General features: G+C 73.7%; 13 protein-coding genes and 1 riboswitch. Of the genes, 7 read left to right on the plus strand and 6 right to left on the minus strand.

The annotated features are described in order from the left end of the window. The first annotated feature begins 172 nt into the window (after positions 1-172). The gene (locus AB0C69_RS30215) at positions 173-556 is read left to right on the plus strand and encodes a hypothetical protein (protein WP_360358484.1); all 384 of its coding nucleotides are present in this window, start codon (positions 173-175) and stop codon (positions 554-556) included. 47 nt (positions 557-603) lie between these two features. Here the strand turns inward: AB0C69_RS30215 and AB0C69_RS30220 are convergent, their stop codons facing one another. Both AB0C69_RS30220 and AB0C69_RS30225 read right to left on the minus strand, forming a co-directional pair. Then, positions 604-777, minus strand: a complete 174-nt coding sequence (locus tag AB0C69_RS30220; RefSeq protein WP_345183698.1) for a hypothetical protein — start codon at positions 775-777, stop codon at positions 604-606. Between the two features lie 124 nt (positions 778-901). Next, complete coding sequence (locus AB0C69_RS30225; RefSeq protein ID WP_360358485.1) at positions 902-1,867, minus strand: helix-turn-helix domain-containing protein; 966 nt, start codon at positions 1,865-1,867, stop codon at positions 902-904. Positions 1,868-1,990: 123 nt separating this feature from the next. Between AB0C69_RS30225 and AB0C69_RS30230 the strand changes: the two genes are divergently transcribed. From AB0C69_RS30230 to lexA, 3 genes are read left to right on the plus strand one after another with little or no spacing between them, the layout of a single operon-like run. Next, positions 1,991-2,416, plus strand: a complete 426-nt coding sequence (locus tag AB0C69_RS30230; RefSeq protein ID WP_360358486.1) for an LPXTG cell wall anchor domain-containing protein — start codon at positions 1,991-1,993, stop codon at positions 2,414-2,416. Positions 2,417-2,425: 9 nt separating this feature from the next. Continuing rightward, positions 2,426-3,091: a DJ-1/PfpI family protein gene (locus AB0C69_RS30235; RefSeq protein WP_360358487.1), complete on the plus strand. Its 666-nt coding sequence runs from the start codon at positions 2,426-2,428 to the stop codon at positions 3,089-3,091. Between the two features lie 59 nt (positions 3,092-3,150). Next, the gene (lexA, locus tag AB0C69_RS30240) at positions 3,151-3,813 is read left to right on the plus strand and encodes a transcriptional repressor LexA (RefSeq protein ID WP_353833381.1); all 663 of its coding nucleotides are present in this window, start codon (positions 3,151-3,153) and stop codon (positions 3,811-3,813) included. Between the two features lie 24 nt (positions 3,814-3,837). Here the strand turns inward: lexA and AB0C69_RS30245 are convergent, their stop codons facing one another. Both AB0C69_RS30245 and AB0C69_RS30250 read right to left on the minus strand, forming a co-directional pair. Continuing rightward, entirely contained in the window at positions 3,838-4,377 is a 540-nt protein-coding gene (locus tag AB0C69_RS30245) for a YciI family protein (protein ID WP_360358488.1), read from the minus strand. 25 nt (positions 4,378-4,402) lie between these two features. Then, positions 4,403-5,734, minus strand: a complete 1,332-nt coding sequence (locus AB0C69_RS30250; RefSeq protein ID WP_360358489.1) for a cytochrome P450 — start codon at positions 5,732-5,734, stop codon at positions 4,403-4,405. A 129-nt stretch (positions 5,735-5,863) separates the two neighbouring features. On the opposite strand from AB0C69_RS30250, the gene AB0C69_RS30255 reads away from it, so the two are divergent. Then, positions 5,864-6,652: an SAM-dependent methyltransferase gene (locus tag AB0C69_RS30255; protein WP_360358492.1), complete on the plus strand. Its 789-nt coding sequence runs from the start codon at positions 5,864-5,866 to the stop codon at positions 6,650-6,652. 93 nt (positions 6,653-6,745) lie between these two features. Here the strand turns inward: AB0C69_RS30255 and AB0C69_RS30260 are convergent, their stop codons facing one another. Further along, entirely contained in the window at positions 6,746-7,591 is an 846-nt protein-coding gene (locus AB0C69_RS30260; protein ID WP_360358490.1) for an LLM class F420-dependent oxidoreductase, read from the minus strand. A 45-nt stretch (positions 7,592-7,636) separates the two neighbouring features. Next, positions 7,637-8,548 (minus strand): class I SAM-dependent methyltransferase, encoded by a 912-nt coding sequence (locus AB0C69_RS30265; RefSeq protein WP_360358491.1) that lies wholly within the window; start codon positions 8,546-8,548, stop codon positions 7,637-7,639. A 226-nt stretch (positions 8,549-8,774) separates the two neighbouring features. Then, a riboswitch (cobalamin riboswitch) is annotated at positions 8,775-8,835 on the plus strand. 59 nt (positions 8,836-8,894) lie between these two features. Here AB0C69_RS30265 and AB0C69_RS30270 point away from each other — a divergent pair. Continuing rightward, entirely contained in the window at positions 8,895-9,080 is a 186-nt protein-coding gene (locus tag AB0C69_RS30270; RefSeq protein ID WP_179835852.1) for a CbtB-domain containing protein, read from the plus strand. A gap of 8 nt (positions 9,081-9,088) precedes the next feature. Beyond that, positions 9,089-9,886, plus strand: coding sequence for a CbtA family protein (locus AB0C69_RS30275; protein WP_345183679.1), 798 nt, complete (start codon positions 9,089-9,091; stop codon positions 9,884-9,886). Positions 9,887-10,023: the final 137 nt, after the last annotated feature.

Consider the following 10,023-nt stretch of genomic DNA (forward strand, 5'->3'; position numbering starts at 1 on the left):
GATCGTCGGGGACGTCGCGGGCGAGCTGAACGTCCCGCCCGGGTCCGCGCGCCGGGCGGCGTCTTTGCGCCCGCGAGGGCGTGTCGCCAGCTCAGAGCGGGTATCAGCAGTCCTCGGGACATGAGGCCGGGACGGACGCCGGGGGGAAGCCGTGCGCGAGGAGACCAGGGGCTTGGACGCCGAAACGGACGTCGAGCGGCGCGTCCAGCGCGTCGGCACCGGCGCGAGCGACCGGCCCGGGATGCTGGAGACCGAGGCCGGGCCTGGCGGGGACGAGGCCGAGAGCGACGTGCGGGAGCGCGTCCGGCACCTCGGGACTGGCGGGCACGGCGCCGCAGGCGACCGCGCGCCGGAGGCGGCGGGCGAGCGGGCCCGCGCCGATGTCGAGCGGCGCGTCCGGGGTGTGGGGACGGGCGCGAGCCAGGCCGCCGGGACGCTCGGGTCGGATCCGGCGCCCGACACCGGCGGCGCCAGCAGGGACGTCGAGCGCCGCGTCCGGCATCTCGGGACGGGCGCGAGCGGCACCGCCGGGGACGCGACCCGAAGCGAGCAGTGAGCGTCGCGCCGCCGCCGGGCGTCCGGCCGGGGCGAGCCGCGCCGGGGTCAGGAGGAGTCGGACGCGGTGAGCGGGGAGCGGGCGGCCGGGGTAGGCGAGGTCGCCGCGGTGAAGGAGGCGTAGCGGGCGGCGGTGGAGGCTGGGAGCCCGCCCGCCTGGTCGCCGGCCGGGTCCTCGGATGCGCATGACTGGTCGCGGTGCGGCTGGTCTGAAAGTGGCATGTCTCGTCTCCCGAGGCGACCGAAGCAATCGGTCCGCTCGCTACCGCCCCGACCTCGATCTAAACATTCCCCTGGTGCCCGAGGTGCTCGATCGCGCGAAACCGCGGAAGCGAACCCGTCCGGCTCACCGGGTGGTGCTCTGCGTGGCGCGGTAGTGGGACGGGGAGACCCCGTACAGGCCGCGGAACGCCTGGCGCAACGCCTCCTCGCTGCCGAAGCCGCAGCGGGCCGCGATGGTCTCCACGGTCAGCGCCGTGCCGGTCAGCAGGTGCGCCGCCGCCTCGCCGCGCGCCCGGCGCACGAACCGTCCCGGGGTCATGCCGAGCTCGGCCAGGAACAGGCGGGCCAGGTGGCGCTGGCTCACCCCCGCGCGGGCCGCCAGCGCCGCCGTCGACAGGTCCGCGGCCGGGTTCCCGGCGATGTGCGCGACGGCGTCCTGGACCAGCGAGTTGCGCGCCGAGGGCGCGGTGAACATGCTCATCTGCGCCTGGTTGCCGGGCCGCTGCAGGTACGTCACCAGCTGCCGCGACACGCTCCGGGCCAGGTCGGGGCTCACGTCGGCCTCGATGAACGACAGGGTGAGGTCCAGGGCCGCGGTCACGCCGGCGGACGTGCAGACCTTCCCGTCGGACACGAAGATCGGCCCGCTGTCGAAGTCGACGGCCGGGAACCGGCGCGCCAGGAAGTCGGCGTGCTCCCAGTGGGTCGACGCGCGCCGTCCGTCCAGGAGCCCCGCCGCGGCGAGGACCCCGGCGCCGGTGCACACCGACGCCACGCGGCGGGACTCCAGGCCGAGCCTGCGCACGTGGGCGACCAGGCGGCCGTCCTCCATCGCGTCGACGAAGCCGATGCCCCCCGACACCACCAGCGTGTCGAGCGGCCCGGCGGCGCGCTCCAGCGACCGCTGCGCCTGAAGCGTCAGACCCGTCCCGGTGTGGATCGGCCTGCCGCCCGGCGAGGCCAGGGAGACCTCGTAGACGCCACGCCCGTTCAGGAAGTTGGCCACCTGGAGCGCCGAGACGACGCAGGCGATGTCCAGCAGTTCGGCCGCCGGGTAGCCCACCACGAGGACGCGACGCATTTCGTGCATGCCGCCACGGTATTGCGCGGGACGACACCTATCACCTATGTCCGATAGACGGCCACCCCAAGTTTTCGGACCTGCCCGCGTCCGGGACTGGCGGAGGGACCCCGGCGCGCCGACAGTGGTGGCATGGCTACCACGTCCCGCGCCCTGGACCCCGATTCCGGGGCGACCGCGCGCCCGCGCACCGCCTGGCTGCGGCTCACCCTGCACTACGTCGAGATGGTGCTCGCGATGTTCGCCGGAATGCTCGTCTTCGGCGGCCTCCGGGCGCTTCTCGGGCTCACGGTCGCGTTCGACGCGCATCCGGGCGCCCACTACCTGCTCATGGCCACCGACATGGCGGTCGGTATGGCCGCCTGGATGCTGCTGCGCCGCCACGGCCGGGCCTGCACGCTGGAGATGTGCGCCGCGATGTACGTTCCGGCGGTGCTGGTCCCGCTCGTGTGGGCCGGCGTCATGAGCGGGATGGCGTTCATGACGGCCGCGCACGTGCTGATGATGGTCGCGATGCTCGCCGTTCTGCTCCGGCGCCGCCGCGAGTACTGCCACTGAGCCGCCGCCATGACCACTCCCGAGATCACGGTCGTCGTCCCGCTGTACGACCGCTTCACCGCCCTGGACGTCGTCGGCCCGTACCAGATGCTGGCCCTCACCCCCGGCGTGCGGGTGGTGTTCGCCGCCGAGAAGGCCGGGCCGGTGCTCGACGACTGCCGCACCCTCCGGCTGACCGCCGTGGGGCTCGACCAGGCGCCGCGCCCGGACGTGGTGGTCGTCCCCGGCGGGCCCGGTACCGTGCACGTGCTCGATGGGGCCCTCCCCGCCTGGTTGCGCGAGGTCCATCCGACGACCCGCTGGACGACCTCGGTGTGCTCCGGTTCCCTCGTCCTCGGAGCGGCGGGCCTCATCGACGGGCTGCGCGCGACCACCCACTACCGGCACCTGGACAAGCTCCCCCTGTTCGGCGCCGTCCCGGCCCAGGAGCGCGTGGTGGTCGAGCGCGAGGCCCGCATCGTGACCGCAGCCGGCGTCTCCAGCGGGATCGACATGGCGCTGCGGCTGGTGGACTTCCTCACCGACACGCGCACCGCCCAGGCCGTCCAACTCTGGACGGAGTACGACCCGCGGCCTCCGTTCGACGCCGGCTCCCCGTCGCGCGCGCCCGCGGACGTCGTGGAACTGGCCGCCGAGTTCGAGACGGCGGCGCTGGAGGCCGCGATGCGCTCCTGAGAGCCGCCGCCGCGCGTCCCGGCCGCTCCGCCGGGCGCCGCGCCCCTACAATTCCGTGGGTGACCGCCTACAGTGATCTCGACCCGTTCGGGGACCTGGACGCCTCCGCGCTGCCCCCGCGCCAGCAGCGGATCCTGGCCATGATCCGCGACTGGGCGGTCAGGTACGGGTACGCGCCGAGCACCCGCCAGATCGGCGACGCCGTGGGCCTGCGGTCGCCGTCGTCGGTGTCGCGGCACCTGGCGAGCCTGGAGGACAAGGGCTTCCTGCGGCGCGGCGACGCGGTGGCCCGGCCGATCGACGTTCGCGCGTTCCTGCGGGAGGGCCCGGCGCGGGAGCCCGGCGGCGGCCAGGTGCCCGTGCCCGTGGTCGGGGACATCGCCGCCGGCACGCCGATCCCGGCCGAGGAGCACGCCGACGACACGCTGCTGCTGCCCCGCGAGCTCACCGGGCGCGGCACCGTCTTCGGCCTGCGCGTGCGCGGCGACTCCATGGTCGACGCGGCGATCTGCGACGGCGACATCGTCGTGGTTCGCCGGCAGCCCGAGGCCCACTCGGGCCAGATCGTCGCCGCCATGATCGACGGCGAGGCCACCGTGAAGGTCTACCGGCGCCGCGACGGGCACGTCCTGCTCGAACCCCGCAACCCCGCCTACGACGTCATCGACGGCGACGAGGCCGCCGTCCTCGGCGTCGTCGTGTCGGTCCTGCGCAACGTCTGACCCCGCGGCCGCGGGCGGGCGAGGTCAGCGGCGTCCGCCGAACTCCCACTGGTGGACCTCGACGGCGGCGTAGCGGTCCGGGGTGAGGACGGCGCGGGCCGCCTCCGCGTCCGCGGCGCGGACCAGGGCGACCGTGCCGAGCCAGGCCTCGCCGTCGTCGGAGAGCAGGGGACCGTAGGCGATCAGGTCGTCGTCCGCCGGGACGTCGAGGTCGGCGCCCTCCCCCTCGCCCAGGCCGATGACGAGGAAGCGGTCGCCGCCGGTCCGGCCGCCCGGGAAGTCCCACATCGTGCGGCCCAGCGCGTTGCGCCACCGGCGCACCATGACGTCCCGGTACGCGCCCGCCTGGTAGTTCGGCTCGTCGAAGGCGAACGCGCGGGCGGCGGCGGGGTCGGGCAGGTCCACGATGTGGACGCTGCCGGTGGGGACCTCGCCGACGAAGGTGGGGCCCCGGGCGATCAGCTCCTTGTCGTACCGGTCCATGTAGGACCAGTGCTGCTCCCCCAGTTCCTCGCGGAGCCCGATCGAGCCTGCACGGTCACGGTGGTAGCAGAAGAACTCCATCCGGCTGTTCTACCACCCGCGGAGCTCAGGCGGTCTCGCGCGGGGTGACGGTCATGTGGATGTCCTCGGCGGCCCAGAGGACGAAGCGTTCGATGGGCGCCACCGTCTGGCCGGGCGCCAGGCGGAAGGCGAAGCGCTTGAGCAGGACGGCCAGGACGAGCTGGGCCTCGACCGTCGCGAGCGCGGCGCCCTCGCAGCTGCGCGGGCCGATCCCGAAGGGGATGTAGGCCAGGCGCGGGCGGCCCGCCGACGCCTCAGGAGCGAACCGGCCGGGGTCGAACCGCTGCGGGTCGGGCCAGTAGTCGGGGTTCGTGTGCACGGCCCAGAACGGGTAGAAGACGGTCGTCCCCGCCGGGACGGTGTACTCGCCGAGCACGATGTCCTCGGTGGCCTCCCGCGCGCCGTAGGGTCCCGGCGGGTACAGGCGCATGGTCTCCCGGAGCACCATGTCCAGGTAGGTCAGCCGCCTGAGGTCGCCGTACTCGGGGACGGACCGGTCGCCGAGCACGCGGTCCAGCTCCTCGGCGACGCGCTCGGCGGCGTCCGGGTGCCGGGCCAGCAGGTACAGCGTCCAGGAGATGGCGACGCCGGTGGTGTGGTGGGCGGCGAGCATCGTCATCAGGACCGTGTCGCGGATGCGCGCCGGGGACTCGCCCGCCTCCGCCAGCGCGGCGATCAGGTCGCTGCGCCCGGCCGGCGCCGTCCCGCCCTGCTCGCGGTGCGCGGTGAGCACCTGGTCGACGGTGGCGCGCAGGTAGGCCAGGGCCTCCTGGGCGCGGCTCCCCGGCCCGTCCCCGGCCTGCCCCATGTACTCGGTGAGGACGGTCTCGAACGCCGAGACGACCCGCGCGGCCGAGTCCGGGGACTCCAGGCCGCTGCCGAGCGCGTACTGGCAGATCATGCGCAGCGACAGCTCGCTCAGGTCCCGCTGGAGCGCGACGGGGCCGTCGTGCGCCTCCCACCGGTCGGCCAGCTCGGCGGCGAGCGCGGTGAAGCGGGCGAAGTGCGCCTCGTGGGAGGGGCGCCCGGCCAGCACCGACAGCATGACCCGGCGCCAGGGGCCGTGCTCGTCGGCCGGGATCGTCTGCAGGTTGCCCGACTCCTGGAGGGGCGCCAGGAACTCGAACAGCTTCTCCGGCCGCTTGTTGATCTTCGCGGTGGCCTCGAGCAGCACCGGGTCGGCCACCGACACCGCCATCCCCGCGCCGGGCAAGGGGAACCGCACCACCGGCCCGTACTCGGCGTGCAGCCTCAGCTGGTACTCGTGCAGCCCGCCGGCTTCCGCGATGGCCGCCGCGCCGTCGTCCCGCGCGGGGGGACCGGGGATCGGCGATGGGGTTCCGGCGTCGCTTCGCATTTCGCGTCCTCCGCGTCGGCATCGTCGTTTCGGTTGTTTCCGAGTTGATCGCAATGCTTACATGTCCCGGGTAACTTCGCGACATTTCCCAGACCGGAGGTCGCGTCGCCGCGAACCGGGGAGAGGACGCTGGACACCGTCGATCCGCACACGCCGAACGTCCCGCGGATGTACGACTACCTTCTGGGCGGAAAGGACAACTACGCCGCGGACCGGGAGGCCGTGGAGGAGGTCGTGAAGCACGCTCCCGACACCCCCTTCATGGCGCGCCAGAACCGCGCGTTCCTGCGGCGCGCGGTCCGCTTCCTCGCCGAGTCCGGGATCCGGCAGTTCATCGACATCGGCTCGGGTCTGCCCACCCAGGGCAACGTGCACGAGATCGCCCACCAGGTCGCGCCGGACTCCCACGTCGTGTACGTCGACGTCGAGCCGGTCGTGCTGGTCCACGGACGGGCGCTGCTGGCGGGGACGCCCGGGGTGACCGTCATCCAGGGCGACGCCCGCCGTCCGGACGAGATCCTGGCGAACCCCGCGCTGAAGGGGCTCATCGACTTCGAGCAGCCGGTCGCCGTGCTGATGCTGGCCGTGCTGCACTTCATCGGCGACGGCGACGACCCGCCCGGGATCGTGGCGCGGCTCCGGGAGGCGATGGCACCCGGCAGCCACCTGGCGGTGTCGCACGTGACCGGCGACTTCGACGCCGACAGGAGGGTCCGGCACGCGGGCGCGGTGTACGAGCGGGCCACGTACCAGATCACCCTGCGCAGCCACGCGGAGGTCACGCGCCTGTTCGACGGTTTCGAGCTCGTGGAGCCCGGCCTCACCACCCTGTCGATGTGGCGCCCCGACGCGGGCACGGTCGTGCCGCCCCGCGCGGACCGCCAATGGTGCTATGCGGGAGTCGGCCGAAAGCTCTGAACGGCACGGTCGCGCCATTGTCTCCGGCATTTCGGACGAGTCAGACAAAACACATTAAAGGCCCTCGCGAATGCACCGCGCGGCCCGGCCGCGTCACAGGCCGAGGCGGGCGGCGTGGCGGGCCAGGAAGGCGACCACCTCGTCGGCGGGCCGGTCCGGCAGCCCCCACATGATCTCGGTGACCCCGGCCTCCTCCCAGGCGGCGACGTCCTCGGGCGAAGGGCGCGCCGCGGCCAGGACGCAGACCTCCGGCCGCCCCTCGCGCCCCGCGTCCGCCCAGGCCGCGTGCAGGGCGGCGACCTTGGGGAGGATGTCGCGCTCGGTCGGGGTGGTCATCCAGCCGTCGGCGTGGGCGGCGATCCACGCGAGCGTCTTCGGTCCGCCGCCCGCGCCGATCAGCAGCGGGACGTGCGGCTGGACCGGCTTGGGCCACGCCCAGGACGGCCCGAACGAGACGAACTCCCCCGCGTAGGAGGCCTGCTCCTGCGTCCAGAGCGCCCGCATCGCCTCCACGTACTCGCGCAGCACCGTCCGCCGCCGGTCGGCGGGCACGTTGTGGTCGGCGAGCTCGTCGGTGTTCCAGCCGAACCCCGCGCCGATGGTGACCCGGCCGCCCGACAGGTGGTCGAGCGAGGCGACGGTCTTGGCGAGCGTGATCGGGTCCGACTCCACCGGCAGCGCGACGGCCGTCGCGAGCCGGATCCGCGAGGTGACGGTGACCGCGGACGCCAGCGCGACCCAGGGGTCGAGCGTCCGCGTGTAGCGGTCGTCGGGCAGCGTCTCGTCGCCCGTCCCGGGGTGCGCGGCGTCGCGCCGGACCGGGATGTGGGTGTGCTCGGGCACGTAGAAGGTGTGGAACCCGTTCTCCTCGGCGGCCTGCGCGGCGGCGGCGGGCGTGATGCCCCGATCACTGGTGAAGAGCACGATGCCGTGTCGCATGCCGCCGATACTAGAACGCGTTCTATCGACGTGCCGAGGGTGGGGCTAGGGCCGGCGGCCGCCGCGCAGGGCGCGCGGGAGGGCGGTGGCCGCCCGCCCCAGCCTGAAGCTGACCGAGCCGCGGACGGCCTCCAGCTCGCCGCGCGCGCGGGCCAGCCTGTCCTCCGCCCGGGCGAGCCGCTTCTCCGCCCGCGCGAGCCGCTCCTTCAGCCGGCCGGCCTCGTTCGGCGGGCGCGTCGCCCCCATGCCCTTGACGCGGACGAGCCGGCGCCCGGCGACCTGCTGGACCTCGTGCCAGGCGTCGTCCCGCGCCGCCAGCCAGTCCAGGAGGTCGTCCTGGACCGCGTCGGCGTCGCCCCAGGTGCCGTAGAGCTTCTGCGTGGTGACGCAGATCGGGCGCAGGCCGTCGGTGGCCACCGACTCCCACACCGCGGCGGAGACCCCGGGGGTGTGCTCGGACCGGTAGTCGTCGCAGACGATGAGGCCCCCGGCCGGGAGCAGCACGTGCGCGGCGCGGATGTCGGCCTGCACGTGCTCGTACAGGTGGGACGCGTCCACGTGCACGAACCGGCAGGTCTCCGGCTGGACGTGGTCCAGGATCAGCGAGGTCGGGCCCTGGACGATCTCCGGGAGCCGGTCGTGGAAGGCGCGGTAGTTCGACTCGAACGCCCGGCGGGTCAGGGTGGAGTAGGAGCCCCGCATCTCCGCCTGGTTGGAGTCGTCGGGGGCGTCGGTGTCGAACAGGTCGCACACGGTGAAGGTCTCGCCCTCCCGCAGGTGGCGGCCCATCAGGATGGCGCTCTTGCCGAGGTAGGAGCCGAGCTCCACCAGGTCGCCGCGCTCGCCGAGCCTCTCCTGGCGTTCCAGGAACCAGGTGAAGAGCAGCTGGTCGATCTTCGGGAACCACCCCTTGACGTCGTCGAGGGAGGAGGGCGGGCCGGTCTCTTGGGTGATCACGTGGGGAGCTCCAACGTCGGTCGTTCTCGGGGCGGCGGGGGACGGGGGACGGGGGACGAAAATCGCCATGATAGGTGAGTCGCTCTTCATGGCAACAAAGCCGGATTTCGGCCCCATGCTGGCCGTGTATCCGGTTCAACGGGCGGGGCGGGGGCGGGGCCGCGCTGTTGACAGGGCGATCGGCGGGCCCGTACGGTTCGGCTGATTCACGGTTGCCCGAGGGAAATCCGGTGAGATGCCGGTGCGGACGCGCCACTGTATCCGGGACGACGATCCCGGGAGCCAGGTCGCTCGGGTGATCGCGACCTCATTGTCCGGGACGCGCAAGATCCCCTACGGAGGCTCCGTGAGCACGCTGTCGGCTCGCCACATTCCCCTTTCCCACCTCGTTCCCTGGCTGCTCGCGGTGCCCGCGCTGCTGCTCCTCGGCTACCTCGTCCTGATGGACAACGGCGCCGTGTCGCAGACCGGCGGCTACCTCCACGAGCTGATGCACGACGGGCGGCACCTGCTCGGCGTGCCCTGCCACTAGACCGCCGCGTGGTACGCACCCTGCTGGTCAGGGGCCTTCTTCTGGGCCTGCTGGCCGGTCTCGTCGCGGGCGCCTTCGCCTTCGCGGTCGGCGAACCCCGCATCGACGAAGCGATCGCCCTGGAGAAGGCCGCCGCCGTGCACGAGCACGGCGCGGCCGCCGAGCCCGAGTCCGCGCCACGCGGGCACGTGGCAGCACACGGGCACGAGTCCGGAACACACGAACAGGAGTCCGGAACACACGAGCACGGCGAGGAGGTGGGCCGGGGCACGCAGAAGGCCGGGCTCTTCCTCGCCACGGGTCTCTACGGCCTCGCGGTGGGCGGCGTGTTCGCGCTCGCCTTCGCGGGGCTGCGGGGGCGCGTCGGGCCGCGCTCGGACGCCGCGCTGGCGCTCGCCGCGGCCGGGACGGCCTTCGCCGCCGTCATCGTCGTGCCGTTCCTGAAGTATCCGGCGAACCCGCCCGCGGTGGGCGACCCGGAGACGATCAACACCCGCACCCTGCTGTACCTGGCGATGATCGGGGTCGGGCTGCTCTCCACCGCCATCGCGGTGACCACGGCGCGCGGCGTGCGCGGCGGGCCGTGGGCGCGCTGGCCGGCGGCCGTCCTCGCGTTCGTCGTCCCGGTGGCGGTGGCGTCGGTGCTGCTGCCGACCGTGGACGAGGTGCCGGACGGGTTCCCCGCCACGCTGCTGTGGCAGTTCCGCATCACCTCGCTCGGGACGCAGCTGGTGTTCTGGGCGTGCTTCGGGACCCTGTTCGGGTGGTTCTGCGACCGGGCCGCCCGGGCCCCGGCGCCGGCGTGAGCGGGCCGCCCTGACCGGCGTGCTGTTCGTCCGGCACGCGACGTCGGCGGGGACCGCCTTCCGGAACCTGCGGTACAGCACCGCGATCGAGCCGACGACGATCAGGACGCACACCGCGAGGGCGACCACCCCGCCGG

It is taken from the genome of Actinomadura sp. NPDC048032 (assembly GCF_040653175.1).
GTDB classification, from domain to species: domain Bacteria; phylum Actinomycetota; class Actinomycetes; order Streptosporangiales; family Streptosporangiaceae; genus Spirillospora; species Spirillospora verrucosospora.

Excerpts from the sequence above, each read along its gene's own strand:
- AB0C69_RS30220 (WP_345183698.1), bottom strand. The coding sequence starts at position 777 with ATGCCACTTTCAGACCAGCCGCACCGCGACCAGTCATGCGCATCCGAG.
- AB0C69_RS30250 (WP_360358489.1), bottom strand. The coding sequence starts at position 5,734 with ATGCGAAGCGACGCCGGAACCCCATCGCCGATCCCCGGTCCCCCCGCG.
- AB0C69_RS30230 (WP_360358486.1), top strand. The coding sequence starts at position 1,991 with ATGGCTACCACGTCCCGCGCCCTGGACCCCGATTCCGGGGCGACCGCG.
- AB0C69_RS30245 (WP_360358488.1), bottom strand. The coding sequence starts at position 4,377 with ATGGAGTTCTTCTGCTACCACCGTGACCGTGCAGGCTCGATCGGGCTC.
- AB0C69_RS30225 (WP_360358485.1), bottom strand. The coding sequence starts at position 1,867 with ATGCACGAAATGCGTCGCGTCCTCGTGGTGGGCTACCCGGCGGCCGAA.
- AB0C69_RS30260 (WP_360358490.1), bottom strand. The coding sequence starts at position 7,591 with ATGCGACACGGCATCGTGCTCTTCACCAGTGATCGGGGCATCACGCCC.
- AB0C69_RS30235 (WP_360358487.1), top strand. The coding sequence starts at position 2,426 with ATGACCACTCCCGAGATCACGGTCGTCGTCCCGCTGTACGACCGCTTC.